27 protein-coding genes and 1 other RNA gene are annotated in these 23,567 nt (G+C 75.0%); 13 read left to right on the top strand and 15 right to left on the bottom strand.

Annotated features, from left to right (window positions below; all coding sequences use genetic code 11):
• The first annotated feature begins 94 nt into the window (after positions 1-94).
• Entirely contained in the window at positions 95-919 is an 825-nt protein-coding gene (locus ACFWXO_RS29700; protein WP_380527385.1) for a site-2 protease family protein, read from the top strand.
• A gap of 34 nt (positions 920-953) precedes the next feature.
• Here the strand turns inward: ACFWXO_RS29700 and ACFWXO_RS29695 are convergent, their stop codons facing one another.
• Positions 954-1,139 carry a hypothetical protein gene (locus ACFWXO_RS29695; protein WP_375892649.1) on the bottom strand — a complete coding sequence of 62 codons (186 nt, stop codon included), beginning with the start codon at positions 1,137-1,139 and terminating at the stop codon, positions 954-956.
• Positions 1,140-1,252: 113 nt separating this feature from the next.
• Positions 1,253-1,945, bottom strand: coding sequence for an NADPH-dependent F420 reductase (npdG, locus tag ACFWXO_RS29690; protein WP_375892651.1), 693 nt, complete (start codon positions 1,943-1,945; stop codon positions 1,253-1,255).
• 47 nt (positions 1,946-1,992) lie between these two features.
• Here npdG and ACFWXO_RS29685 point away from each other — a divergent pair, with 47 nt between their 5' ends.
• The gene (locus ACFWXO_RS29685; protein WP_380527383.1) at positions 1,993-2,634 is read left to right on the top strand and encodes a hypothetical protein; all 642 of its coding nucleotides are present in this window, start codon (positions 1,993-1,995) and stop codon (positions 2,632-2,634) included.
• 46 nt (positions 2,635-2,680) lie between these two features.
• Positions 2,681-4,009 carry an MFS transporter gene (locus tag ACFWXO_RS29680; RefSeq protein WP_380527380.1) on the top strand — a complete coding sequence of 443 codons (1,329 nt, stop codon included), beginning with the start codon at positions 2,681-2,683 and terminating at the stop codon, positions 4,007-4,009.
• Positions 4,010-4,034: 25 nt separating this feature from the next.
• Here the strand turns inward: ACFWXO_RS29680 and ACFWXO_RS29675 are convergent, their stop codons facing one another.
• The 3 genes from ACFWXO_RS29675 to ACFWXO_RS29665 all read right to left on the bottom strand — a co-directional run bounded on the left by ACFWXO_RS29675 (position 4,035) and on the right by ACFWXO_RS29665 (position 4,882).
• On the bottom strand, positions 4,035-4,298 hold the full coding sequence (locus ACFWXO_RS29675; protein WP_380527378.1) for a type II toxin-antitoxin system RelE/ParE family toxin: 264 nt from the start codon (positions 4,296-4,298) through the stop codon (positions 4,035-4,037).
• Entirely contained in the window at positions 4,291-4,560 is a 270-nt protein-coding gene (locus ACFWXO_RS29670) for a type II toxin-antitoxin system Phd/YefM family antitoxin (protein WP_380527375.1), read from the bottom strand. The genes ACFWXO_RS29675 and ACFWXO_RS29670 overlap by 8 nt, the downstream gene beginning before the upstream one ends.
• A 91-nt stretch (positions 4,561-4,651) precedes the next feature.
• Positions 4,652-4,882 (bottom strand): hypothetical protein, encoded by a 231-nt coding sequence (locus ACFWXO_RS29665; protein WP_380405707.1) that lies wholly within the window; start codon positions 4,880-4,882, stop codon positions 4,652-4,654.
• 116 nt (positions 4,883-4,998) lie between these two features.
• On the opposite strand from ACFWXO_RS29665, the gene map reads away from it, so the two are divergent.
• Entirely contained in the window at positions 4,999-5,844 is an 846-nt protein-coding gene (gene map / locus ACFWXO_RS29660; RefSeq protein WP_375888004.1) for a type I methionyl aminopeptidase, read from the top strand.
• 24 nt (positions 5,845-5,868) lie between these two features.
• Here map and ACFWXO_RS29655 read toward each other — a convergent pair whose 3' ends face one another.
• A complete protein-coding gene (locus ACFWXO_RS29655; RefSeq protein WP_375888002.1) occupies positions 5,869-6,567 on the bottom strand; it encodes a bifunctional DNA primase/polymerase in 699 nt (232 codons plus the stop codon).
• Positions 6,568-7,015: 448 nt separating this feature from the next.
• Between ACFWXO_RS29655 and ACFWXO_RS29650 the strand changes: the two genes are divergently transcribed.
• A complete protein-coding gene (locus tag ACFWXO_RS29650) occupies positions 7,016-7,306 on the top strand; it encodes a hypothetical protein (RefSeq protein ID WP_380527372.1) in 291 nt (96 codons plus the stop codon).
• Positions 7,307-7,347: 41 nt separating this feature from the next.
• Complete coding sequence (locus ACFWXO_RS29645) at positions 7,348-7,557, top strand: hypothetical protein (protein WP_375887998.1); 210 nt, start codon at positions 7,348-7,350, stop codon at positions 7,555-7,557.
• Between the two features lie 54 nt (positions 7,558-7,611).
• Here ACFWXO_RS29645 and ACFWXO_RS29640 read toward each other — a convergent pair whose 3' ends face one another.
• A complete protein-coding gene (locus ACFWXO_RS29640) occupies positions 7,612-8,286 on the bottom strand; it encodes a PadR family transcriptional regulator (RefSeq protein ID WP_375888132.1) in 675 nt (224 codons plus the stop codon).
• Positions 8,287-8,456: 170 nt separating this feature from the next.
• On the opposite strand from ACFWXO_RS29640, the gene ACFWXO_RS29635 reads away from it, so the two are divergent.
• Both ACFWXO_RS29635 and ACFWXO_RS29630 read left to right on the top strand, forming a co-directional pair.
• On the top strand, positions 8,457-8,855 hold the full coding sequence (locus tag ACFWXO_RS29635; protein WP_375887996.1) for an ACT domain-containing protein: 399 nt from the start codon (positions 8,457-8,459) through the stop codon (positions 8,853-8,855).
• 120 nt (positions 8,856-8,975) lie between these two features.
• A complete protein-coding gene (locus ACFWXO_RS29630; RefSeq protein ID WP_375887995.1) occupies positions 8,976-9,233 on the top strand; it encodes a Prokaryotic metallothionein in 258 nt (85 codons plus the stop codon).
• Between the two features lie 118 nt (positions 9,234-9,351).
• Here ACFWXO_RS29630 and rnpB read toward each other — a convergent pair.
• The 5 genes from rnpB to ACFWXO_RS29605 all read right to left on the bottom strand — a co-directional run bounded on the left by rnpB (position 9,352) and on the right by ACFWXO_RS29605 (position 13,626).
• Positions 9,352-9,749, bottom strand: an RNA gene (gene rnpB / locus ACFWXO_RS29625) — RNase P RNA component class A.
• A gap of 13 nt (positions 9,750-9,762) precedes the next feature.
• Positions 9,763-11,232 carry an MFS transporter gene (locus tag ACFWXO_RS29620; protein WP_375888129.1) on the bottom strand — a complete coding sequence of 490 codons (1,470 nt, stop codon included), beginning with the start codon at positions 11,230-11,232 and terminating at the stop codon, positions 9,763-9,765.
• Positions 11,233-11,329: 97 nt separating this feature from the next.
• Positions 11,330-12,796, bottom strand: coding sequence for an RNB domain-containing ribonuclease (locus ACFWXO_RS29615; protein ID WP_380527369.1), 1,467 nt, complete (start codon positions 12,794-12,796; stop codon positions 11,330-11,332).
• A 96-nt stretch (positions 12,797-12,892) separates the two neighbouring features.
• Positions 12,893-13,267, bottom strand: coding sequence for a type II toxin-antitoxin system death-on-curing family toxin (locus ACFWXO_RS29610; protein ID WP_375887989.1), 375 nt, complete (start codon positions 13,265-13,267; stop codon positions 12,893-12,895).
• Positions 13,264-13,626 (bottom strand): hypothetical protein, encoded by a 363-nt coding sequence (locus ACFWXO_RS29605; RefSeq protein ID WP_380527367.1) that lies wholly within the window; start codon positions 13,624-13,626, stop codon positions 13,264-13,266. Before ACFWXO_RS29605 ends, ACFWXO_RS29610 begins: the two co-directional genes overlap by 4 nt.
• A gap of 144 nt (positions 13,627-13,770) precedes the next feature.
• Here ACFWXO_RS29605 and ACFWXO_RS29600 point away from each other — a divergent pair, with 144 nt between their 5' ends.
• Both ACFWXO_RS29600 and yaaA read left to right on the top strand, forming a co-directional pair.
• On the top strand, positions 13,771-14,235 hold the full coding sequence (locus ACFWXO_RS29600) for a DUF3995 domain-containing protein (RefSeq protein WP_375887984.1): 465 nt from the start codon (positions 13,771-13,773) through the stop codon (positions 14,233-14,235).
• A 10-nt stretch (positions 14,236-14,245) separates the two neighbouring features.
• On the top strand, positions 14,246-15,031 hold the full coding sequence (gene yaaA, locus ACFWXO_RS29595; RefSeq protein WP_380527365.1) for a peroxide stress protein YaaA: 786 nt from the start codon (positions 14,246-14,248) through the stop codon (positions 15,029-15,031).
• Positions 15,032-15,049: 18 nt separating this feature from the next.
• On the opposite strand, the gene ACFWXO_RS29590 is transcribed toward yaaA, so the two are convergent.
• Genes ACFWXO_RS29590 through ACFWXO_RS29580 form a run of 3 tightly spaced genes read right to left on the bottom strand, consistent with a single transcriptional unit; the run spans position 15,050 to position 17,806 of the window.
• Positions 15,050-16,198, bottom strand: coding sequence for a bifunctional RNase H/acid phosphatase (locus ACFWXO_RS29590; protein ID WP_380527363.1), 1,149 nt, complete (start codon positions 16,196-16,198; stop codon positions 15,050-15,052).
• Positions 16,199-16,202: 4 nt separating this feature from the next.
• Positions 16,203-16,946: a zinc ribbon domain-containing protein gene (locus ACFWXO_RS29585; protein WP_380527362.1), complete on the bottom strand. Its 744-nt coding sequence runs from the start codon at positions 16,944-16,946 to the stop codon at positions 16,203-16,205.
• A 23-nt stretch (positions 16,947-16,969) separates the two neighbouring features.
• Positions 16,970-17,806: a Nif3-like dinuclear metal center hexameric protein gene (locus ACFWXO_RS29580; protein ID WP_380405641.1), complete on the bottom strand. Its 837-nt coding sequence runs from the start codon at positions 17,804-17,806 to the stop codon at positions 16,970-16,972.
• Between the two features lie 420 nt (positions 17,807-18,226).
• Here ACFWXO_RS29580 and lanL point away from each other — a divergent pair, with 420 nt between their 5' ends.
• The 3 genes from lanL to ACFWXO_RS29565 all read left to right on the top strand — a co-directional run bounded on the left by lanL (position 18,227) and on the right by ACFWXO_RS29565 (position 23,525).
• On the top strand, positions 18,227-21,247 hold the full coding sequence (lanL, locus tag ACFWXO_RS29575) for a class IV lanthionine synthetase LanL (protein WP_380527360.1): 3,021 nt from the start codon (positions 18,227-18,229) through the stop codon (positions 21,245-21,247).
• Positions 21,244-23,235, top strand: coding sequence for an alpha/beta fold hydrolase (locus ACFWXO_RS29570; protein WP_380527359.1), 1,992 nt, complete (start codon positions 21,244-21,246; stop codon positions 23,233-23,235). The genes lanL and ACFWXO_RS29570 overlap by 4 nt, the downstream gene beginning before the upstream one ends.
• Positions 23,236-23,381: 146 nt before the next feature.
• Positions 23,382-23,525, top strand: a complete 144-nt coding sequence (locus tag ACFWXO_RS29565) for a VenA family class IV lanthipeptide (RefSeq protein ID WP_157882160.1) — start codon at positions 23,382-23,384, stop codon at positions 23,523-23,525.
• Positions 23,526-23,567 lie beyond the last annotated feature (42 nt).

The raw sequence follows: 23,567 nt of genomic DNA, 5'->3' as shown, positions 1-23,567 counted from the left end.
GTTCACCCTGGGCGGCTTGTCCGGCCACCGGCCCGCCCGGCATGATCGGTCCCAGCCGGTATCCCCCTTCCCTCTGTCCACGGAGCACCCACAGATGACCTTCGCCGCCACGCCGCGCTCCCGCAGCGAGGACCGCCGGATCAGTCCGGTGTTCTGGGTGCTCCTCGCCACCCTGGGCACCTCCGCCTGGGCGGTGTACTCCGGCTACGGCAACGCCTCGTTCGGGGTGTTCCTGTTCGTGGTCTCGGGCTGGATGGTCTCGCTCTGCCTGCACGAGTACGCCCACGCCCGCACCGCCCTGCACGGCGGCGACATCACCGTCGGCGCCAAGGGCTACCTCACGCTCAACCCGCTGAAGTACGCCAACATCCTGCTCAGCTTCGTGCTGCCGATCATCTTCGTGATCCTCGGCGGCATCGGCCTGCCCGGCGGCTCGGTCTGGATCGAGCGCAGCCGGATCCAGGGCCGGCTCAAGCACAGCCTGATCTCGGCGGCCGGCCCGCTGGTGAACCTGGTGATCGGGGCGGCCCTGCTGATCCCGGTCGGCGCCGGGTGGCTGGACAACCCGGGCTTCTCGATGGAGTGGCACGGCGTCGACTGGCCGTGGCGCTACACCCCGCTGGCCTGCGCTTTCGCCTTCCTCGGCCTGCTCCAGGTCAGCGCCGCGATCCTCAACCTGCTGCCGATCCCCGGCCTGGACGGCTACGGCATCGTCGAGCCCTGGCTGTCGTACAAGACCCGGCGCGCGGTGGAGCCGTTCGCGCCGTACGGGCTGCTCGCGGTGTTCGCCCTGATGTGGCAGCCCCAGGTGCGGAGCCTGCTCTTCGACGCCGTGTTCGCGGTGATGCACCTGTTCGGCGTGACGGACGACAACTTCGCGGCCTACGGGCAGCTGCTGTTCCGCTTCTGGGAGAGCTGAGCGCCCCGGGGGCGCTCGTGAGGTCGGCGGCCGCTCAGCCCTGCTCGGCCGCCGCCTCGGCGATCTTCGCCTTGCGCCGGTTCAGCCACAGCACGTTGCTCGCCACACCGGCCAGCGGGAGCCAGATCAGCCCGATCCAGAAGCCCTCGACCATCGAGACCACGGCGGCCGCCAGCGCGAGGACGACGACGAGCAGGGCGAAGAGGGACGTGCGAGGCATGGCGCGGAGCTCCTAGGACCGGGTGCGGACGGCCGGGGTCGGCCGCCACCCATTGTCGCCGACCTCACCTCCGGAGCGGGTCCAGGGGTGAGGTCGACACGAACCTCCGACTGCTACACGTCGGTGATCCGCAGGCCCGCGTGGGCCTTGTAGCGGCGGTTGACCGAGATCAGGTTCGCCACCAGCGCCTCCACCTGGTGGGCGTTGCGCAGCCGGCCCGCGAAGACGCCGCGCATGCCGGGGATCCGGCCCGCCAGGGCCTGCACGACGTCGGTGGCGGCCCGCTCGTCGCCGAGCACCATGACGTCGGTGTCGATCCGCTCCACCGACTCGTCCTGGAGCAGCACCGCCGAGAGGTGGTGGAAGGCTGCGGTGACCCGGGAGTCCGGCAGCAGGGCGGCGGCCTGCTGGGCGGCGCTGCCCTCCTCCGGCTTGAGCGCGTAGGCGCCCTGCTTGTCGAAGCCGAGCGGGTTGACGCAGTCGACGACGATCTTTCCGGCGAGGTCCTCGCGCAGCGCGGTCAGGGTGGCGGCGTGGCCGTCCCACGGGACCGCGATGATCACCACGTCGCTCTCCCGGGCGACGGTGGCGTTGTCGGCACCGCGCACGCCGAGGCCCAGCTCGGCGGCCGAGGCCTCGGCCCGGGCGGCGTCGCGGGAGCCGATGATCACCTGCTGGCCGGCCTTGGCCAGCCGCAGGGCCAGGCCGCGTCCCTGGTCGCCGGTGCCGCCGAGGACACCGACCACCAACTGCGAGACGTCCGGCAGCTCGTGGGCCGGGTTTGTCGCTGAATCGAGGGAAGTCATGGGCCGATCTTCCCAAACCGCGGGCCCGGCGCGACATCCTGGCCCGCATGGACGCAGTGAGAGTTTCGGCACTTCGTGAACGACTCACGGGCACCGGCTGGTTGGAGGCGGTCGGCGGCTTCGCCGGTGCGCTGCGGCGTTCGGTGGACCGGCGCGGGGCCGGTGCGCTGCTGCTGGTCGGCACCGAGGCGTACGAGCCCTGGCACCTGGCCGCCCACCTGGAGGACGAGGCCGCCTGGTCGGCCGTCCCCCGGCTGGCGCCCACTCTGCTGCGGCACGCACCGCCCGCCGCCGCCCCGGCCCACCTGGCGCACGGTCTGCGGCGGCTCGCCGAGGCCGGGCGCGGCGCCACCGTGCTGGTGGTGGCCCCCGGCGCGGCCGGTGCCCCGCTGCTGGAGCGGGTGCAGGACGCCCGCCGGCAGGGCGCGACCGTCCTGGCCCTGGAGGGCGCCGACCCCACCACCCCGGCCGGTCCCACCGCCCTCGCCGACCGCGCGGGTCTCGCCGACCTCGCGGGTCTCGCGCACGAGCGGCTCGCCGTCGGCACCGCCGCCGAGGAGCCCTTCGACCTGGCGCAGCACCTGGTCAGTGCCGCCGCAGGACAGCCGGTCGGCCGCCGCTCCGCCCTGGACCGGCTGGCCGACCTCGCCGGCCGGCTCACCTCACCGCCGGCGTTCACGCGCTGGTGATAAATCCGTTGCGGGCCGGGAACCGACCGTCCGAGGATGGTCGTTCGTGAACGACGACGAACCACCGCCCGTCAGTCGGGCGCGCGCCCTGCTGCGCTCGCTGGCGCCCGACCTGTCCCCCTGGCGCGCCTCCCGCGACTTCCGCTACCTGTGGACGAGCGGCTGCGTCACCAGCTTCGGCAGCTTCCTGACGTACGTCGCCGTTCCGATGCAGATCAAGGAACTCACCGACTCCTCCTTCGCGGTGGGCCTGATCGGCGCCGTCGAACTCGTTCCGCTGATCGTCTTCGGCCTCTGGGGCGGCGCCCTCGCCGACGCCCTGGACCGCCGCAGGCTGGTGCTGCGCTCCGAGGCCGCGCTCGGGCTGCTCGCCGGGCTGCTGCTGCTCAACGCCCTGCTGCCGCACCCGGTGCTCTGGCCGATCTACCTGGTCGCCGCCCTGGTCGCGGCCTGCGACGGGCTCCAGCGCCCGGCGCTGGACTCGCTGCTGCCGCGGGTGGTCGCGTACCAGCACCTGTCGGCCGCCTTCGCCCTCAAGTCGCTCTACCACAACGTCGCTTCGGTGGCCGGTCCGGCGCTGGCCGGTGTCGTGGTGGCGGTGTCCGGGGTGCAGACCGCGTACGCGCTGGACGTGCTGACCTTCGCGGTCTCGCTGCTGCTGCTCGTCCGGATCAGGGCGGTGCCGCCGGCCACCGGCGCCGAGCGCCCGTCGATCCGGGCGGTGCTCACCGGCGTGCGGTACGCGTGGAGCCGCAAGGACCTGCTCGGCACCTACGCGATCGACCTGTGCGCCATGCTGTTCGCCTTCCCGGTGGCCGTCTTCCCGTTCCTGGCCTCGGACTTGGGCGCGGACTGGGCGCTCGGCCCGATGTACGCCGCCGCCGCCGTCGGCGGCCTGCTGGTCGGTGCGACCAGCGGCTGGACGTCCCGGGTGCACCGGCACGGACGGCTGCTGGTGGCCGCCGCGGTCGGCTGGGGCGCGGCCATGACGCTGGCCGGACTGTCCGGCAGCGTCTGGGTGGTACTGCTCGGGCTGGCCCTGGCCGGTGGCGCGGACGAGATCAGCGGGATCGCCCGCTCCACCATGTGGAACCAGTCCATCCCGGACGAGGTACGCGGCCGGATGGCCGGCGTCGAGCTGCTCAGCTACTCCGTCGGGCCCCAGCTCGGCCAAGTCCGGGCCGGCACCATGGCCGGCCTGATCGGCGTCCGCGCCGCCGTCTGGACCGGGGGCCTGGCCTGCGTCGCCGGCGTCCTCGCCCTCGCCGCCGCCCTCCCCCGCCTGCTCGCCTACGACGACCGCACCGACCCGCACACCGCCGCCGTCCGCGCCGAACACGAACGCAACGCCCTCGACACCCCCGCCCCGGCCTGACCGCCCCGGGGCGGGTGATGGACCGTCAGGTGCCGAAGATCGTGGAGCGGTGGCCGACGTGGACGACCCACACCACCAACTGCCCGTTGTCGATCGTGTAGACGACGCGGTAGTCGCCCACGCGCAGGCGCCGACGGTCGGGCTGCGACACGAGTGCGGTGGTGTTGCAGCCGAGCGGATCGCCTTCCAGTTCGGTCATCTTGGCCAGGATCCGGAGCGCCATGTCACGGGGGATCTTGCGGAGTTCGTCCCGGGCCTCGGGCCGGAAGACGGTGCGGCACTCACTCACTGCGAGCCAGCGTCTCCCTCATGACGTCCTCGACGGGAACGCCCGGCGAGGAGTCGGCCATGCGGGCGTCGATGATCCGGTTGATCTCGCGCTCCTCCCACTCCTGGTACTTCCTCAGGACCTCGATCGACACGACAGCGGCGACCTGCTTGCCCCGACGCGTGATCACGGTGGGGACGTCGTCCCGATCGGCCCGCTCCACGACCTCGGCCAGGTGCGCGCGGACATCGCGGATCGACTCCACGGGTAGCGGTTGCGTCATGTGCCCAAGAGTACCCGATGTCCCAGGTGTACACCTGGGCGCATGGATGGCGCCCCTGACAGCCGCGCCGCCCCGTCGTGCCGCCCCCTCGTCACTCCTTGCCCTCGTCCTTGGGGCGGTCGTCCCAGCGCGGGTCGTTCTGCCACTCGCGGTTGCGTTCGTTCGCGATGTCCAGGGCGTGGGCGGCCTCCTCGCGGGTGGCGTAGGGGCCGAGGCGGTCCTTGGCGGGGCACTCGGGGCCCTCCTCGACCTTGGCGTGCTTGATGCAGTAGAACCATTCGCCGGGTCGGCCGGTCGGCTTGCGGTGGAATCCGAGGGGCATCGCGTTCTCCCGTCCAGACATGGGGGTCGGTACCGATCATTCCCCGGGCGGGGCCGCCGTGCACACCGCGCGGGAACCGCCGGGTGGCGGCGGGGGCGGCGACTAGACTCGCCGGCATGGCTCTCGTACCCGGCATCCAGTCCCCCACCCGCAAGGTCCCGGCGCACATCGCGCGCCCCGAGTACGTCGGGAAGCCCGCCCCGACGCCGTACACCGGGCCCGAGGTGCAGACCGCCGAGACGATCGAGAAGATGCGGATCGCGGGCGGGATCGCGGCCCGGGCCATGGAAGAGGCGGCGAAGCTGATCGCCCCCGGCGTCACCACCGACGCGCTGGACGCCGTCGCCCACGCGTACATGTGCGACCACGACGCCTACCCGTCCGACCTCGGGTACCGCGGCTTCCCCAAGTCCGTCTGCACCTCCGTCAACGAGGTGATCTGCCACGGCATCCCGGACTCGACCGTGCTGCAGGACGGCGACATCGTCAACATCGACGCCACCGCCTACATCCACGGCGTGCACGGCGACCTCAACGCCACCTACCTGGTCGGCGACGTGGACGAGGAGTCCCGGCTGCTGGTCGAGCGCACCCGGGAGTCGCTGAACCGGGCGATCAAGGCGGTCAAGCCGGGCCGTCAGATCAACGTCATCGGACGGGTCATCGAGTCCTACGCCAAGCGCTTCGACTACGGCGTGGTGCGGGACTTCACCGGACACGGCATCAACACGTCGTTCCACTCCGGCCTGATCGTCCCGCACTACGACAGCGAGCGGGCCACCGAGGTCATCAAGCCCGGCATGACGTTCACCATCGAGCCGATGCTCACCCTGGGCACCTACGACTACGAGATCTGGCCGGACGGCTGGACGGTCGTCACCAAGGACCGCAAGCGCACCGCCCAGTTCGAGCACACCCTGGTGGTCACGGCGGACGGCGCGGAGATCCTCACCCTGCCGTAGCCGTGCCACCCGGTGGGCGCCGGATCAGCCGATCAGCCACTGCTCCTCGGCGACGGCGCCCACCTCGGTGCAGGCGTCGGTGAGCACGTCCAGGACGCGCAGCGGGTCCGGCAGCGGCAGTTCGGGCCCGCGCAGCCACCGCACCTCGGAGCCGTCCGGCAGCGCGGCGGGCGGGAGCAGGGTGTACGAGCCGCGGCAGTGCCAGCGCAGGCCGGGGTGCTCGGACACGGTGTCCGGGGTGGAGTCGAGGGCGCTGTCCCACCACTCGTCCTCGTCCTGGGGGGTGCCGCGGGTGGCGGTGAAGAAGAGGTAGCGGTCCTCGCCGACGGCGGCGACCGGGCCCTCGACGCCCAGCGCGGTCAGCCGCTCCAGGGCGAGCCGGCCAGCCTCGGCGGGGACGTCCAGGACGTCGTGCACCCGGCCGGTGGCGGTGACGAAGTTGGCCTGGGGGTCGCGGGAGAGCCAGCGGGAGAGCTGCTCGGGGTCGGTGGTGGCCTGGGTCTGCCAGGCGAAGGAGACCGGGTGCCGGGCCGGGGCCGGACAGGCCACCCGGTCGCAGGAACAGCGGTAGCCGGCCGGGTGGGCGGCGGGTGCGAGCGGGAATCCGGCGCGCACGGCGCCGAGCAGCTGTTCCAGTCTGGCGGCCGGGTCCGCGCCTCCCGGGCGGGCCCGCTCACGGTCACGCTTCTGCCACCAGGTCGTCCACCTGCTGCCGGCTTCCATCGTGCCCCTTCCGCGCAACTGCCGTGCCTGGTGCGACACAGCGTTCGACGTACCACTCGGACGCAACGCGCGGCATCCCCCGCTGCTTCCCGGGGCGGTGCTCGGCCCTGCTGTCCGCGCCCCGCCGACCGCGGCCGGGGTCACCGGACGGCCGACGCCCGGGTCTCGGTACGCCTGTCGCGGCAGCACGCTGTCCGCGCCGGTGACGGCCGGAGGGCACACTGACTCGCGCCTCGCCCGGCCCGTACGGGGCCCGCTGACCCGGGGTGGACCCCGGGGGCGTACAGGAAAGGATAGGGGTGCGCGGGGCCTGCGGATGACCGGGGGCGGTGCCTCTCCGGTCACACCCCGGCCACGCGGGCCACACTCCGGGCACCCGGCCGTCACCGTGCCTCCGCTCCCGGGTGCTCCCGGCGTGGCCACCCCGTGGAGGTGAGACCCTGGAGGGGTGAAGAGCGCGGACACCGAATTCGTCGGCGGGCCCCTGGACGGGACGGTCCTGCCGATCCCGCTGGGGCCGATGCTGGGCGTGCCCAAGAAGTACAAGGTCCCGGTCCCCGCGCAGGGCGACTCCCCCGCGCGCACACTGGTGTACGTCCGGAGCAAGCAGGTGCGGGGGCTCAGCTGGTTCTGGCGCTACGAGTACGACGAGGCGGCCTCCACCGGCGCCGGGCCCGCCGGGTCCGCGGAGGCGACCGGACCGACGGAGCCGGCCGGCCCCACCGGGCCCGTGGACTGACCGGCCGCCCGTTCCCCCTTCGCCCTCCCCGGGAGGTCGGCATGGCCAGGACGGTTCCGCACCCCGAACGGCACGGCAGGAGCCGCGCGCGGGCTGCCGCCCACCACAACCGGCAGGTCGCCTGGGTGACGGGGGCCCTGCTGCTGGTGGTCTGCCTCTACAGCGTCACGATCGGGCCCGACGGCTGGCTCTGGTTCGGCTGGGCGGTGCTGCTGCTCGCCTGCGTGGGCCTGTTCCTGGTCCGCCCCTGAGCGGCGGCACCGCCCGGGCCACCGGCCTGCGCCGGGACCGGCCCCCCGCACCGGTCAGTCATCCTCGGCGAGGACGAGGTACAGCTTCTTGCGGGCCTCGGTCAGCACCGCCAGGCCCTTGGCGCGCTGCGCCTCGGTGCCGGTGCGCATGACCTGCTGGACCGCCTGCTCGACCGCGACGAGCGCCTGGCCGACCTCCTGGACGGCCTCCCAGTCGACCTCCCGGCCGGCCTCGGCCCACGGCTCCGCCGGGCCGGCCTCGGCCTCGGCGCGGCCCCGCTCGGTGAGCGAGACCAGCCGCTTGCCGCCGACCTCCTCCGCCGTGATCAGGCCCTCCTCCTCCAGCAGCTGGAGGTTCGGGTAGATCGAGCCGGGGCTGGGCCGCCAGGCCCCGTTGGTCCGCTCGGCGATCTCGGCGATCATCTCGTAGCCGTGCATCGGCCGCTCCTTGAGCAGCGCCAGCAGCGAGGCCCGGACGTCGCCGCGCCGGGCCCGGCCGCCGCGCCGCCCGTGCGGGCCGCCGCGCCGGCCGCCGTGGCCGCCGAAGCCGTGCCCGAACGGGCCGCCCATCGGCCGGCCGGGGCCGCCGCCGCCGAACGGCGGGCCGAAGCCGCCGAAGGCCGCCCGCCCCTCGAAGCCGCCAGGGCCCTCTCCGGGCATCCCCCGGAACTCCGGACCCGGACCGCTACGGCGTCCGCCGCCGCGCGGGTCCTCCGCGCGAAATCGCATTCCTGAGCGCATGGCGCCCACCTCCTCGATGGTTCCTTCGGTTCCGTCGAGACAGTCGAGTCACTGTCTCGATAGTTCGACGATATATCGGTGACTGTCGCTCGTCAACGGATACCGACACGGTTGCGACAGACCGCGCGGGCCCGGGCGGAACGGATACGGTGACGGGCATGGCCGGTGAACGAGACCTTGCGACTCTGCTGCGCGGGATGCGCCCGCAGCTCAACCCGGGGCGGTACGTCTACTGCACCCTCCCCGCGAAGGTGCCCGCCGGCATGCGGCCGGTGGTGACCGTCGCCGAACCCGAAGGGGTGACGGTGGTGGTCACCCAGGAGGAGGCCGACGCGCTCGGGCTGCGCTACGAGTACGTCGCCGCCTGGATCACCCTGCAGATCCACTCCGCACTGGAGGCCGTCGGACTCACCGCGGCCGTCGCCGGGCGCCTCGCCGAGCAGGGCATCAGCTGCAACGTGGTGGCCGGCTTCCACCACGACCACCTGTTCGTCGCCGCCGACGACGCCGACCGCGCCGTCCGGGCACTGGAACAGCTCTCCGCCGACTCCGGCTGACCGCTCCCACCGGCCCGCCCCGCCGGACGGGCCCGCCGGGTGGCCGCCGCCGGGCACGCCTTCGAGACTGGAGGGAGCCGCCCCGCCAGGGCCGGCCCCCACCGGAAGGAGACGGCCGCCATGGCCATCTGCGTCACCTGCGGCAACGACTACTGGCTCGCCTTCGAGATCAGGACGGTCACCGGCGACACCTACACCTTCGACAGCTTCGAGTGCGCGATGGAGAAGCTCGCCCCCCGCTGCGAACACTGCAACGTGCGCATCGTGGGACACGGCGTCGAGGTGGCCGGCATGTTCTTCTGCTGCGCCAACTGCGCCCGCGTCAACGGCGGCCTCGGCGAACAGATCCGCGACGCCGTCGGCACCCACCCGGCCTGAACCCGGCCCCGCGACGCGCGAAGGCCCCGCGGCAACGCGAAAGGGACGACGCGAAAAGGACGACGCGAAAGGCCCTCCGACCCGTTGCGGGTCGGAGGGCCTTCGGCTGTTCGAGGGGCGGAAGAGTCGGCCTGTACGCCGGGTTCTGTCACCCGGGTTGCTCGCGCGGCCCGGGGAGACGGCCATCCATCTAGGGCTGCCGTTGCCGACAGCCTCGTGCGGTCTACCCGCGAGCTCGGGCGAGCAGCCCTCGAACACTCGCGCACGGTGCCCGAGGGCACCGATCTTGACCTTGCTCCAGGTGGGGTTTACCTAGCCGGCCGGGTCACCCCGGTCGCTGGTGGTCTCTTACACCACCGTTTCACCCTTACCCACGCGCCGAAGCGGTGGGCGGTCTGTTTTCTGTGGCACTGTCCCGCGGGTCACCCCGGGTGGGCGTTACCCACCACCCTGCTCTGTGGAGCCCGGACGTTCCTCGGCGGGTCAGGGACCCGTCGCGACCGCCCGGCCGGCTCTTCCGCCGTAGTGGTCATGGTAGCCGCTCGGGCGGAGCCTCCCGAACACCGGGCCGGGCCGCCGGCGGCTCGCCGCCGAGGCGGGCGGCCACCCCTGCGGCGGTCCGGTCGGCCCAGGCGCCGGTGGTGACCAGGCCGAGGACGAGGACGGCGCCGCCGAGGCCGACCAGGATCCACCAGCCGGCGTGGCTGGCCGGGGCGAAGCCGGTGGCCATCGGGCCCACCACGGCCGAGGTGACGACCGTGCCGATCACCGCGACGCCCAGCGACTGGCCGACCTGGCGGCTGGTCGAGGCGACGGCGGCGGCCACGCCCGCCTGGGAGCGCGGCATGCCGGAGACCGCCGCGTTGGTGATCGGCGCGTTGACCAGGCCGAAGCCGAAGCCGAACAGCGCGTACGCGGCCAGCAGCAGCGCGGCCGGGGAGTCGGCGCCGAGCCGGGTGAGCAGCAGGCCGCTCGCCGCCAGGCCCAGCCCGGCCACCACCAGCGGCAGGCGCGGGCCCCGGCTGCCGACGATCCGCCCGGACAGCGGCGCGCAGACCAGCATCATCCCGGCCATCGGCAGCGTCCACAGGCCCGCCTCGACCGGGCTGTAGTGCCGGACGTCCTGGAGGTAGAGGGTGTTGAGGAAGAGGAAGCCGCCCAGTGCCGAGAACGCGCAGACCGCGGTGACGGTGGCCCCGGTGAACGGCGCGCTGGCGAAGAAGCGCGGGTCCACCAGCGGCTCGGCGACCCGCCGCTCCCAGAGCGGGAAGGCGATCAGCGCGGCGACCGCGGCCGCGGCGAGGGCCAGGATCACCGGGGAGGTCCAGCCGTTGCCCGGGCCCTCGATGATCGCGGCGGTGCCGCAGCCGAGCAGGACGATCATCAGCAGCTGTCCGACCGGGTCTAGCCGGCGGGGCCGCGGCGCGCGCGACTCGGGAACGTAACGGTAGGTCAGCAGGATGGCGACCAGGGCCACCGGGACGTTGATCAGGAAGATCGACGGCCAGCCGGCGCCGTCCACCAGGAAGCCGCCGAGCAGCGGGCCGAGCGCCATCGAGATGCCGACCACGCCGCCCCAGACGCCGATCGCCCGGGCCCGTTCCCTCGGGTCGGTGAAGGTGTTGGTGATGATCGACATCGCCACCGGGTTGAGCATCGAGCCGCCCACCGCCTGCAGGGCCCGGAAGGCCACCAGCCACTCCAGGCTCGGCGCCAGGCTGCACAGCAGGGACCCCAGGGCGAAGCAGGCCAGCCCGATCCGGAACACCCGCCGGCGGCCGAAGCGGTCGGCCACCGAGCCGAACAGCATCAGCAGCGAGGCCAGCACCAGGGTGTAGGCGTCGATGATCCACTGCAGGCCGGAGGCCGGGGCGTCCAGGTCCTTCTGGATCACCGGCAGCGCGATGTTCACCACGGTGTTGTCCAGGCCGACGATGAACAGGCTCAGGCAGCAGATCGCGAGGACCAGCAGCCGGCGGCGGCGACCGGTGTCCGGCACGGCGGGTGACGGGGCAGCGGGTCCGGCGGCGGGTGCGACGGGAGGCTGGGCATCGGGCACGGACCGATCCTCCCACCCCGGGCCGGGTGAGGGTGGCTCAGACCGCGGCGAAGCGGACCGTACGGGTGGCCGGATCGGCCCGGGCGAGGCGGACGTCGATCACCCGGCCGAGCGGGAGCGGCGGCCCGCCCCCGGTGCCGTCGGCGGCGTCGCAGCGGGCCCGGACGGCGGGCTCGCGCAGCTGGACGACGCCCGAGCCGGGGCGCTTGCCGTCCACCTCGATCACCACCGCCGAGAACTCCTCGCCCTCCCGCCCCACCAGCAGCTCGGCCTCCACCAGGTCCACGCAGGCCCGTTCCACCTCGGCCGCCCGCCGGTCCCCGCTCGCCATCAGCGCCGGTACGGCCGGCAGCGCCTCGCGCGCCCAGTCCGGCACGTCCTCGCCCGCCGCGACCGCCGCGCACACCTCCTGGGCGAAGCGGTCGCCGAGCCGGCGCAGCGGCGCGGTGCAGTGCGCGTACGGGGCGGCCAGCGCGGCGTGCCCGGGCTCGGCGGGGGCGGGCAGGCCGCGGGACTCGTCGAAGGCGTGGTAGCCGGCGCCGCGCAGCAGCCCGGTGCAGGCGTTCAGGAAGGCGGCGTCCAGCGGCGCGTCCGGGTCCAGCGAGCGGATCAGCTCCGGGTACGGGAGGGCCTGCGGCCAGTCGACGTCCAGGGCGGCCGCGATCCGGCGCAGCCGCTCGTACGCGGCGGCGGGCGCGGCCGGCAGGGTGCGCAGCAGGCCGACGCCCGCGTCCAGCATCAGTTCGGCCGCGGCCATGCCGGTGAGCAGCGAGATCTGGGCGTTCCAGCCGTCGGCCGGGCTCAGCGCGCGGTAGCCGAGGACGTAGCCGTGCAGGGTCTCCTCGACCTCCTGCTCGGGCACCGGCAGGCTGATCCCGCCCCGGGCCCGCTCCTGCTCCTCGCGCAGCCGGCCGACGGTGGCGAGCAGGGCGAGCTGTTCGTCGGCGCCGCCGAGGTCCACGGCGCGCTGGACGGCGGCGTAGTCCAGTCGGCGGTGCGACCGGACCAGGGCGCGGCGCAGGTCCGCCAGCACGACGGCGCCGTCGGCGTCCAGGTCCAGCTGCCAGAGCAGGGCCGGGCGGGGTTCGCCGGGCAGCAGGCTGGCGGCGTCCTCGGAGATCCGGGCGGGGTGCAGCGGGACGCGGTGGTCCGGGAAGTAGAGGGTCTCGACCCGGCGGCGGGCCTCGGCGTCGACGGCTCCGCCGGGGCGGACGAAGGCGGCGACGTCGGCGATCGCGTAGTGCACCCGGTAGCCGCCGCCCGGGCGGTGGGTCAGGTGCATGGCCTGGTCGAGGTCGCGGGAGCCGGGCGGGTCGACGGTGAACAGCGGCAGGTCGGTGGCGTCGTACTCCGGCAGCCGGGGGTGCCCGGCGGCCTCCTCCGCCTCCGCGAGCACGGCCTCGGGCCACTCGGTGTGGATCTCCAGGCGGGTGCGGAGCTCGGTGAGCTCGGTGTTGATCCGGGCGGAGTCGACGGCCTTGACGCGCAGTTTTCGGCGAGGCATGCAGGCCAGCGTAGGGCGGACCGGGAGGTTCCGGGCGCAGGCCCCCGGCGCGTCCGCCGGCGGCCCGCGCCCGTCGGGGGCCGCGCCCGTCGGGGCTCAACGGCCCAGGAGGGACCTGAGGTCCTTGGCGGCCAGGGCGATCGCGTCGTCGTAGCCGCCGGTGGCGAGCCGCAGCACGAAGGCCACGGCGTCGTCCGGGTGCGGGTCGGTGTAGGGCTCCGCGTTGTAGTCCAGGAACAGCAGCATCGCCTCGAAGGCGGTGCGCTTGTTCCGGTCGACCAGCGGGTGGTTGCGGGCCAGGCTCTGGCCGAGGGCGGCCGCCTTGGTCCACAGGTCGGGGTAGGCGTCGTCGCCGAACAGGGTGGCCTGCGGGCGGGCGATCGCCGACAGCAGGCCGCCGAGGTCGCGGACGTTCTGCGGGCCCCCGGCGAGGTAGGTGACGTCGTCGAGGTCCAGGTACTCCGTGGTCACAGGTCCTTCAACCTCTCCAGCGTCTCGGCGTTCCCGGCGCGGATCCGGGCCACCATCGCGGCCCGGCGCGCGGCCCTGTCCTGCGGGGCCGGGTCGGCGGGCGTCGGCGGGAGCGGGTCCGCGAGCGCCTCCGGGAGCTCGGACTGGCGGACCTCGAAGGCCAGTTCGGCCGTGTCCGCCTCCGTGGCCGACCCCGTCACGCGCACCCGGCCGGCCAGCACGGCCTCGGCCGCCGCCCGCACCGCGAACTCCAGCGCCTGCCTGGTCTCCGCGGGCAGGCCGGCGGGCAGGCGCACGGGCAGGGACTCCTCCTCGGCGTCGCCGTCGCCGGGCACCAGGTCCAGGGGTCGCATGGTCATCTCGTTCACTCTCCTTCGCCGGTCACCGTAGTGGGCAACGCCGGGCCGGCCCACCGAATTGCCGCCCGGGCGGGCCGGGGGCCGGAGGGGTGTAAGGGCTCGTACGGTGGGGTCGGGCGTTGCTTCACGGAGGGGGTGCGGGCGATGGACGCGGTCAAGGCGGCCGGGGGCGTGGTGTCGGCGGGGCTGGCGGTGACGGGGGCGCTGCACGCGGTGTGGGCGGTGACGCCCTGGCCGCTGCGGACGCCGGAGGAGTTCGTGGACACCGTGGTGGGCGCGGGCGAGGGGCCGCCGCCGCCGTCGGCCTGTCTGGTGGTGGCGGGGCTGCTGGGGACGGCCTCCTACCTGGTGGCGGCGGAGGCCGGGCTGCTGCCGGCGGCGGGCCCGCGGGGGTTGCGGCGGGCCGGGTTGCAACGGGCCGGGGTGCGGACGGCGGCCGGGGTGCTGCTGGCCCGCGGGCTCACCGGGCCGGTGGTGTTCGGGCGGCTCAGCGAGCGCTCGGCGCGGTTCCGGCGGCTGAACCTGCGCTACTACTCGCCCCTGTGCGTGGCGTTGGGAGCCGGAGCGGCCGCAGTAGGGTGGCGGGGTTCGTCCGCCACAGATTGTTGAGGAGTCCGCTGTGCTGGTGCTGTTGCCGCCCTCGGAGGGCAAGGCCGCGTCCGGGGACGGCGCGCCGCTCGCGCTCGACGGGCTGTCGCTGCCGGGGCTGACGGCGGCGCGCGGCGCGGTGCTGGAGGCGCTGGTGGGCCTCTGCCGGGGCGACGAGGACGCCGCCGCCGAGGTGCTCGGCCTCACCCCCGGGCTGCGCGGCGAGATCGCCAAGAACGCCGGGCTGCTCACCGCCGGGGCCCGCCCGGCGGCCGAGGTGTACACCGGGGTGCTGTTCGACAACCTGGGGCTGGCCACCCTGGACGCCGCCGCGTACGACCGCGCCGAGCGGGCGCTGCTGGTGTTCTCCGGTCTCTGGGGCGCGGTGCGGATCTCCGACCGGATCCCGTCCTACCGCTGCTCGATGGGCGTGAAACTCCCTGAGCTGGGGGCGCTCGGCGCGTACTGGCGGGGCGTGACGGCCGACGTGCTCCCGGAGGTGGCGGACGGGCTGGTGCTGGACCTGCGCAGCTCCGCGTACGCGGCGGCCTGGAAGCCGGCCGGCGAGGTGGCCTCCCGTACGGCGACCGTCCGGGTGCTCCAGGAGCGGAACGGCAAGCGCAGCGTGGTCAGCCACTTCAACAAGGCGACCAAGGGGCGGCTGGTGCGGGACCTGCTGGTCGCCGGGGCCGAGCCGAAGACGCCGGCCGAGCTGATGGACGCGCTGCTGGCGCTGGGCCACCGGGTCGAGCTGGCGGCGGAGGGCACGGCGCGCAAGCCGTGGCAGCTGGACGTGGTGGTCACCGAGGTGCACTGACCCCCCGGGTGGGGAGGGTCAGCGCAGGTGGGAGCTGTCGTTGAGCAGCCGCAGCGAGGCGTTGCCGTCCGCGTAGTACTGGACGGCGCAGATCGAGGCGGCGGACAGCTCCATCCGGTACATCGAGTCCGGCGGGGCGCCGAGCGCCAGCCGGACCAGGGTCTTGATCGGGCTGACGTGCGAGACCACCAGCACCGTCTTCCCCGCGTACCGGGCGAGGATCTTGTCCCGGGCGACGCCGGCCCGGTGGGTGAGGGTGGTGAAGCTCTCGGCGCTGCCGGTCGGCTTGGCCTTCGCGGAACCCAGCCAGGCCGAGAGGTCGTCCGGGTACCGCTCCTGCACCTCGGCGAAGGTCAGGCCCTCCCAGTCGCCGAAGTCGACCTCGCGCAGGCCCTCCTCGTACCGGACCTCCAGGCCGAGCCGGGCGGCGACGATCTCGGCGGTCTGCCGGGTGCGGCGCATCGGGGAGGCGACGACCGCCTGGACGCTGCCGCGCGCGGCCAGGGCCTCGGCGGCCCGCTCGGCCTGCCAGCGGCCCTTGTCGGACAGCTCCGGGTCGGTGCCGCCACTGCCGGAGAAACGCTTCTCCGGGGTGAGCGGGGTCTCGCCGTGGCGCAGCAGGACGAAGGTGGTCGGGGTGCCGAGGTCGGCCGGGGCGGCCCAGCCGGCCTTGGGGGCGGGGGGCTTCGGCAGCGGCTCCTCGGCCGTGGCGGCGGCCCCGGCTTCGGCCAGGGGCCTGGGCTCCCACTGGCGCCCGTCGCGGCCGGCGTCCATCGCCTCGTTGGCCAGCTTGTCGGCGTCCTTGTTCTTCTCGCGCGGGATCCAGGTGTAGCCGACCCGGCCGCGCGGGAAGACCGCGCGCGCCTCGGCGGCGAGCGGCTGCATGTCGGGGTGCTTGATCTTCCAGCGCCCGGACATCTGCTCGACGACCAGCTTGGAGTCCATCCGGACGTCCACGGAGGCGTCCGGGTCGAGCGCGCGGGCCGCCTTGAGCCCGGCGATCAGGCCCCGGTACTCGGCCACGTTGTTGGTGGCGTGGCCGATGAACTCGGCGGCCTCGGCGACGAGCTGCCCGGTGTCGGCGTCCCGGACCACCGCGCCGTAGCCGGCCGGCCCCGGGTTGCCCCGGGACCCGCCGTCCGCTTCGACGATGAAGCGCGCCGCCACCGGATCAGGCGCCCGAGTCGGCGGTGCGGACCAGGATCCGCCCGCAGTTCTCGCAGCGGACCACCTTGTCGGCGGGCTCGGCCTTGATGGCGTTCAGCTCGGTGATCGAGAACTCGGTGCGGCAGCCCTCGCAGCGGCGCTGGTAGAGCCGGGCCGCGCCGACGCCGCCCTGGGTCTCGCGCAGCTTGGCGTACACCTTCAGCAGGTCGGCCGGGATGACGGCGGCGACGGTCTCGCGGTCCCGCTTGACCTTGTCGGCCTCGCCGTCGATCTCGGCGAACGCGGCGTCGCGGCGGCCCTCGGCCTCGGCGAGGACGACGGTGGCGTGCTCCAGGCGGGCGGTCAGCTCGTCGACCCGGGTCTTGGCGCTCTCCTGGCGCTCCATGATCTCCAGCACGACCTCTTCCAGGTCGCCCTGGCGCTTGGCCAGCGAGCCGATCTCGTGCTGGAGGTTCTCCAGGTCCTTCGGCGAGGTGATCGCGCCGGAGTCCAGCCGCTGCTGGTTGCGGGCGGAGCGGGCGCGGACCTGCTCGACGTCCTGCTCGGCCTTGGTCAGCTCGCGGGCGGTGTCGCCCTTCTGGGCCTCGGCGGCGACGACGAGGTCCTTGAGCGCGGTGTGGTCGGCGGTGGCCTTGTCGATCTCGGCGTGCTCGGGCAGGCTCCGGCGCCGGTGGGCCAGCTGGTCGAGCTTCGAGTCGAAGGCCTGGAGGTCGAGCAGGCGGATCTGGTCGGCGGGCGCGGCGTTCAAGGGGAAAGCTCCTGTGGATCGGGTCAGGCGGTGAAGGACATGGGGGCGTGCGCGGTCCACGGGTCGGTGACCCGGTGGGAGACCTTGGTCTCCACGGCCCAGCCGTGCTGGTCGGCGACGGCCCGCAGGGCGCGCTCGGCCAGGCCGAGCCAGGGCCACTCGGTGGCCCAGTGGGCGGCGTCGACCAGCGCGACCGGCGCGGCCTCGGTGGCCTCGGAGGCCGGGTGGTGGCGCAGGTCGGCGGTCACGTAGGCGTCCACGCCGGCCGCCCGTACGTCGGAGAGGAAGCCGTCGCCCGAACCGCCGCACACCGCGACCCGGCCGATCAGCCGGTCCGGGTCACCGGAGACGCGCACACCGGCGGCGGTCGCGGGCAGACCGGCGGCGACCTGCGCGGCGAAGGCCGACAGGGTCAGCGGGGGCTCCAGCAGGCCGATCCGGCCGGTGCCGCGACGGCCCAGCGGGTCGGTCGGGTCCGGCACCAGCGGGCCGGTGACCCGCAGGCCGACGGCCTCGGCCAGCGCGTCCGAGACACCGGGGTCGGCGTGGTCGGCGTTGGTGTGGGCGACGTGCAGGGCGATGCCGTTGGTGATCAGGGTGTGCACCACCCGGCCCTTGAAGGTGGTCGCGGCGACGCTGGTGGTGCCGCGCAGGTACAGGGGGTGGTGGGTGACCACCAGGTCGGCGCCCCACTCCACGGCCTCGTCGACGACCGCCTGGACGGGGTCGACGGCGAACAGCACGCGGCTGACCTCGGCCTGAGGATCACCGCAGACCAGGCCGACGGCGTCCCAGGACTCCGCCCACTGCGGGGGGTAGACCTCTTCGAGCGCGGTGATGACGTCGGACAGTTTCGGCACCTGTCGAGACTACCGTGCGCGCGGGGCCGGTCGGGCCTCGGCCGATCGGGGGACGGCGGCGGAACGGCGGCAGGACGGTGCCGGGGCTACGGCGGGGCGGCGGCGGGCGTGCTTCGGACGCGGGTGCCGCAGGCGTACGGATGCGCGTCAACCTGCAGCTGGGGCGCGTGTCCGGGTCCCGCGCGCGCCGTACGCGCCCGCACGCCGTGCGCCCGTTACTCACAGCAGTGTTCTCGTACGAATTCGAAACCGCCCACTGATCACCCTTACGAGTGAAGTGACCGTCTCTGCGTTGAGGCTTCGGATTTCTCGAAACTAACTTCATTCCTGCGAACGGGAGTTGCCCCGGTCACCTCGGCCGGGAGCCCCTGGAGGGGGGTCGCGAGGAGCCGAGCAGAGGACGAAGGGGTGTGGTGACGCATGGGGTGGCCGGAGGCGACGCGGGCGGCCCTGGCCGGCACCGGGGGCCGGGGAGGCGACGGCGACTGGGACGTCACCGTCGGGGGCTTCTGGTGCACGGCCCGGCCGTCCGCGTCCGCGCCGTTACCGGCGCAGGGGTGGAAGCTCCACGTCAGCGCTGCCTCGGTGGTCGGTGGGGAGGTGCTCGCGGGCGTGGTCCGGGTGCTCGCCGCGGACCCGTGCAGTTTCAAGTTCGCCGCCGCCGAGGAGCGGCTGCGCGAGCTCAACTCCCGTAACAGCGACCGTGGTTCGGCGGGCAAGTTCATCACCGTCTACCCGGCGGACGACGCCCAGTTCCAGCGGCTGGCAACCGAACTGGACCGGGTGACGGCCGGGCTGCCCGGGCCGGTGGTGCTCTCCGACCGGCCGTACCGGCCCGGCAGCCGGGTGCACTACCGCTACGGCGCGTTCGCGGCCCGGGCCGAGCTCGGCAACGACGGGGAGTACCGCTCGGTGCTGCGCGGGCCCGGCGGGGAACGGGCCGAGGACGTGCGCGGCGGGTCGTACCGGGCGCCGGGGTGGGTCCGGGACCCGTTCCGCGGTGCCGACGACCCCCGCCGGCGTGGGGACGCAGGCCGGGGCGGGCGCGGCGACCGGCCCGGGGGCGGGCGCGGCGGCGGGGTGCTGCTGGCCGGGCGCTACGCGGTGACCGCCGCCGTACGGCACGGCGCCAAGGGCGGGGTGTTCCTCGGGCGCGAGGCCGCGAGCGGCGCGGAGGTCGTGGTCAAGCAGGCCCGCGCGCACATCGAGGTCGACCGCGCCGGGACCGACGCCCGCGACGCGCTGCGGCACGAGGCCGCGCTGCTCGCCCGGCTGGACGGGCAGGGGCTGGTACCGCGCGCCGTCGAACTGATCGAGCAGGACGACTCCGTCTTCCTGGTGCAGGAACGAATCGCCGGGCAGCCGCTCGGCGCCTGGGTCGCCGCCCGGCTGCGGCGCGACGGCAGCCCGGACGTCGACTGGACCGAGGCCGGACCGGTGGCGCACGGACTGCTCGACCTGGTCGGGCGGGTGCACGGCCAGGGCCTGGTGCTGCGCGACCTCTCCCCCGGCAACGTGATGGTCCGGCCGGACGGCAGCCTGCGGCTGATCGACCTCGAACTCGCCGCCGAGACCGGCCACCGGGCCGGCACGGCCGGCACCCCCGGCTACCGCGCCCCCGAACAGGGACGGCTCGCCCTCGCCGGCGCCGGCACCGCCGACCCGGCCGCCGACCGCTACGCCCTCGGCGGGCTGTTCTTCCTGCTGGCCACCGGGCACGACCCGCTGCTGCCCGAGGACCTGCCGCGGGCCCGCCCGGTCGCCGAACGGCTCGGCCGCTGGCTCGACCTGGCGGCCCGCTCGGGTGCCACCGCGCGGCGGCTGGCGCCGGTGGTCCTGGGGCTGCGGGCCGAGCAGCCGGAGCTGCGGTGGAGCCTGGCGCGGGCCCGGGAGGCGCTGGGAGGGAAGGCTCTGGGCGGGAAGGCTCTCGGCGGGAAGGCGCTGGGCAGGCGGGGCGGCGGCGGAGTGCCGGGCGTGGACCCTCGCGTGGACCCCGGCGCCGTTTCGGCTCCTGCCGTGCCCGGTGCGGCTGCGAGGCCGGCCGTGTCCGCTCTGGTCGCCCCGCTGTGGCAGGCCGCCCCTCGGCCGGGCACGGACGCCGATGCCCCGCCCCTCGACCGGCTGCTGCACGACGGCCTGCGGCACCTCGCCGCCGGCGCGACACCGGAACGGTCCGACCGGCTGTGGCCCGCAGTGCCCGCCGGGGAACGGACGGACCCGTGCAACGTCCAGCACGGCGCCGCGGGCGTGCTCGCCGTACTGGCGCGGGCGGCCGCGGCACCCGGCCTGCCGGCCGAGGTCCGGGCGACGGCCGCGGGTACGGCCCGGACCGCCGCGGACTGGATCGAGCGGCGGGTCGCCGCCGAGCCGGTGGTACTGCCCGGGCTGCACTTCGGACGGTCGGGAACGGCCTGGGCACTGCTCGACGCCGCCCGGGTGCTGGGCGACCAGGAGGCGGCCGAGCGGGCCGCCGCACTCGCCCGGCGGATCGCCGTCGAGTGGCCCAACCCGGACGTCTGCCACGGCGCGGCGGGCGCGGGCTTCGCCCAACTCCGCTTCGCCGGGGAGGACTTCCGCGCGGACCACGGCTTCGCCGAGCGCGCCGACCGCTGCGCCCGCGCCCTGCTCGCCGCCGCGCGACGGGAACCGTACGGGACGGTCTGGCCGGTGCCGGCCGACTTCGACTCGGCGCTCGCCGGGATCACCCACCTCGGCTTCGCGCACGGCGTGGCGGGCGTCGGCGCCTTCCTGCTCGCCGCCGCCGGGGCGACCGGCGACCGCGCCCTGCGGGACGCCTGCACGACGGCCGCCCTCGACGCCGGGCGGACGCTCGGCGCCACCGTGCGGTGGAGCGAGGGCGACGGCGACCGAAACGGCGCGGCCGATCGCCGCACCGACCGGGCCTGCGCCTGGTGGCCGCAGAGCGCCGCCGACCCCGAGCACATCCGGCTCCCGCACTGGTGCAGCGGCTCCTCCGGCGCGGGCAGCTTCCTGCTGCGGCTGTGGCGGGCCACCGGCGACACCGAGGCGCTGCGCCTCGCCCGGGCCGCCGGCCGGGCCGTCCTGGCCGGCCGCTGGCACGGCGGAGTGAGCGCCTGCCACGGCCTGGCCGGTGACGGCGAGTACCTGCTGGACCTCGCCGAGGCCACGGCCGAGCCCGAATTCCGTTCCGGGGCAGGCCGGTTGGCCCGACTGATCGCGGCCCGGAGCGCACTGCGCGACGGCCTGCTGGTCCTGCCCGACGAGACGGGCACGGGCTGCGCCGCCGCCTACGGCACCGGCACGGCAGGACCGCTGGCCTTCCTCCTCCGGCTCCGGCACGGCGGCCCCCGGCTCTGGCTGGACCCACCCTCCCCCAGCCACCCGCTCGCTCCCCCTTGCCCGCCGACCCCCGCCCGCGACCAACTGCCGTGCGACAGCGACGGGGTGAGCGAGACGTGAACACGGCCACCCGCGCCACCACCCGGGCCCTGCGCCGGCTGAGCTTCTCCTTCGCCGCCGACGGCAGCCACGCGGCCTGCCTGGCCGCGGCCGCCGACAGCGGCTGGTACGTGGAGAGTTGGCGACTCCCACCGGACGGCTCCCCCGCCGTACCCGCCGCGCTGCCGCTGTCCGGCAACCGGTCGGAGCAGCTGCGCTCGCAGCTCGTCGCCCTGCCCGACGGCTCGGTGCTGGTCTGCCGGCACGACGGCGAGCGGCACGACCTGGTCCGCCTCTCGCACGGCGGGAACGGCACCGTGGAACAGCAGTTGGCCTCGCTCCGGATGCCCGGACTGCGCCTGCTGCCGCTCCCGGTGGCCCCCGGCGCCGACCCGCGCACCCCGGTGGCGATCGCCCTGGGCACCGACACCCGCCCGGCGACCACCGCCTGGCTGATCCGGGCGGACGGCAGCGAGCCCGTGCAGGTCGCCGAGATCCCCGGCCTGCACGGCGGCGGCGCCTGGCTGGACCACGCGGGCGCGCTGCTCGCCCTGGACCGGGTGGCCGGCGGGCTGGTCCGCAGCGTGGTGCTGGACCTGCGCAGCGGCACCACCACCCCGCTGCTGGAGATCGGCGAGCACAGCAACGACCGGCTGGTGCTGTTCGACCCCGACAGCCGCTTCGCGATGGTGCGCAGCGACGCGCCCGGCACCGACCGGCTCGGCTGGGGCGTGCTGGGCGGCGGGGAACCACTGCGGTTCCCGGAATGCCTGCACGTCTCGGGCATGTTCCTGCGCCCGGTGGCACTGCGGCAGGCGGCGGACGGCCCGCGGGTCGCGGTGCAGATCGACCACGGCGCCGGCTCGGCGCTCGCCCTGTGGCGGCCCGCCGTCGGGCGGCTGGACCCGCTGCCGGTGCCACCCGGGCGGCTCGGCGCGGTCGGGCACTGGGACGGCGCCGGGCTGCGGATCCCGTACTCCTCGCCCGACCACCCGGCGGCGCTGGCCACCCTGGACGTGGACGCCCTGCTGGCGCACGGCCCGGCCCCCGCCGAGACCGCCCCGATGCCGCTGCCGCTGCAACTCGCGCCCCTGGGCTCGGGCCTGCCCGGCCCGTGGCGGGACACCGTCCTGCCCTGGCAGCCCGGTGCACCGCGCGTCACCCGCACCCCGCCGGCCGGCTGGCGTCTGGACGGCAGCACCCAGCCCGGCGACGGCAGCCGCTGGCAGCCCGCGCAGAGCCTCGAACTCGCGGGCCCAGCGGGTCCGTTGGAGGCCGTGGTGTACGGCGGCGACGCCTGGCTGAGCAGCCCGCACCTGGTGCTGGCGCTGCACGGCGGCCCCGCCGACGCCTGGCGGCTGGAGTTCGACCCGGCGCTGCAACGGATGGCCGCCGAGGGCCTGGCCGTGGTCGCGCCCAACCAGCGCGGCTCCACCGGCTACGGGGTGCCGCACGCGCTGGCCATCCGGGGCGCCTGGGGCGGCCCCGACCTGGACGACGTGCTCTACCTGCTGGAGGGCATCGCCGGCCAGCGGGCGGCACTCGGCCTGGAACCGCCCGCCCTGTTCGGGGTCAGCTACGGCGCCTTCCTGGCGCTGCTGGCGGCCGCGCACGCGCCGACCGAGCAGGTCGCCCGCTGCGCGGTGGTCGCACCGTTCCTGTCCGGCGCCCGGCTGATGGCCGAAGCGGCGCCCCCCGTACGGGCGTTGACCACCCGGCTGGGCGGCGGCGACCCGATCCTGGACGCCCGCGGACCGCGCGACGTGCTCCAGCTCGCGCACCGGCTGAGCGCGCCGCTGCTGGTCGTGCACGGCAACCGGGACGAGGTGGTACCGGTCGGCCAATCCCGTTCGCTGCGGCACGAGTTGCTGCGGATCGGCCGGGTCGAGGGCGCGGACTTCCGGTACGTGGAGGCGGCCGGCTCCGGCCACGAGGTGCTCGCCGAGGAGGGCGCCGCCGTGCTGCACGAACTGCTGGCCGCGTTCCTGCGGACCGGCCGACCGGGCTGATCCCGCCCGGCCACCCACAGACTCCCGGGCCCGTCGAGGCCCGGGGCACCACCCCGGTGCGGCGGATGGAGGCCGCGCCGGGGGTCAACACCCGACGCCCGCAGGCAGATCGCGGCGGGCGACACCCTCAAGGGGAGGACCCGATCATGGAGAACATGGTGGACTTCGAGACCGACCTCGCGGCGCTGCAGGACCTGCCGGAGACCGAGTCCGTCGAGCTGACCGGCCACGGCAGCGGCTGCCAGTACACCTGTCTCATCCTGACCTGTCTGATCTTCACCAACAGCTGATCAGGAACGGCCCCACGGGTGCGCGGCCGGCCACGACGACCC

Source organism: Kitasatospora sp. NPDC059088, from assembly GCF_042738155.1.
GTDB lineage: Bacteria > Actinomycetota > Actinomycetes > Streptomycetales > Streptomycetaceae > Kitasatospora.
This window is presented reverse-complemented; position numbering and strand designations above follow the sequence as displayed.

Excerpts from the sequence above, each read along its gene's own strand:
- ACFWXO_RS29700 (WP_380527385.1), top strand. The coding sequence starts at position 95 with ATGACCTTCGCCGCCACGCCGCGCTCCCGCAGCGAGGACCGCCGGATC.
- ACFWXO_RS29695 (WP_375892649.1), bottom strand. The coding sequence starts at position 1,139 with ATGCCTCGCACGTCCCTCTTCGCCCTGCTCGTCGTCGTCCTCGCGCTG.
- npdG (WP_375892651.1), bottom strand. The coding sequence starts at position 1,945 with ATGACTTCCCTCGATTCAGCGACAAACCCGGCCCACGAGCTGCCGGAC.
- ACFWXO_RS29685 (WP_380527383.1), top strand. The coding sequence starts at position 1,993 with ATGGACGCAGTGAGAGTTTCGGCACTTCGTGAACGACTCACGGGCACC.
- ACFWXO_RS29670 (WP_380527375.1), bottom strand. The coding sequence starts at position 4,560 with ATGACGCAACCGCTACCCGTGGAGTCGATCCGCGATGTCCGCGCGCAC.
- ACFWXO_RS29665 (WP_380405707.1), bottom strand. The coding sequence starts at position 4,882 with ATGCCCCTCGGATTCCACCGCAAGCCGACCGGCCGACCCGGCGAATGG.
- map (WP_375888004.1), top strand. The coding sequence starts at position 4,999 with ATGGCTCTCGTACCCGGCATCCAGTCCCCCACCCGCAAGGTCCCGGCG.
- ACFWXO_RS29655 (WP_375888002.1), bottom strand. The coding sequence starts at position 6,567 with ATGGAAGCCGGCAGCAGGTGGACGACCTGGTGGCAGAAGCGTGACCGT.
- ACFWXO_RS29645 (WP_375887998.1), top strand. The coding sequence starts at position 7,348 with ATGGCCAGGACGGTTCCGCACCCCGAACGGCACGGCAGGAGCCGCGCG.
- ACFWXO_RS29640 (WP_375888132.1), bottom strand. The coding sequence starts at position 8,286 with ATGCGATTTCGCGCGGAGGACCCGCGCGGCGGCGGACGCCGTAGCGGT.
- ACFWXO_RS29635 (WP_375887996.1), top strand. The coding sequence starts at position 8,457 with ATGGCCGGTGAACGAGACCTTGCGACTCTGCTGCGCGGGATGCGCCCG.
- ACFWXO_RS29630 (WP_375887995.1), top strand. The coding sequence starts at position 8,976 with ATGGCCATCTGCGTCACCTGCGGCAACGACTACTGGCTCGCCTTCGAG.
- ACFWXO_RS29615 (WP_380527369.1), bottom strand. The coding sequence starts at position 12,796 with ATGCCTCGCCGAAAACTGCGCGTCAAGGCCGTCGACTCCGCCCGGATC.
- ACFWXO_RS29605 (WP_380527367.1), bottom strand. The coding sequence starts at position 13,626 with ATGACCATGCGACCCCTGGACCTGGTGCCCGGCGACGGCGACGCCGAG.
- ACFWXO_RS29600 (WP_375887984.1), top strand. The coding sequence starts at position 13,771 with ATGGACGCGGTCAAGGCGGCCGGGGGCGTGGTGTCGGCGGGGCTGGCG.
- lanL (WP_380527360.1), top strand. The coding sequence starts at position 18,227 with ATGGGGTGGCCGGAGGCGACGCGGGCGGCCCTGGCCGGCACCGGGGGC.
- ACFWXO_RS29565 (WP_157882160.1), top strand. The coding sequence starts at position 23,382 with ATGGAGAACATGGTGGACTTCGAGACCGACCTCGCGGCGCTGCAGGAC.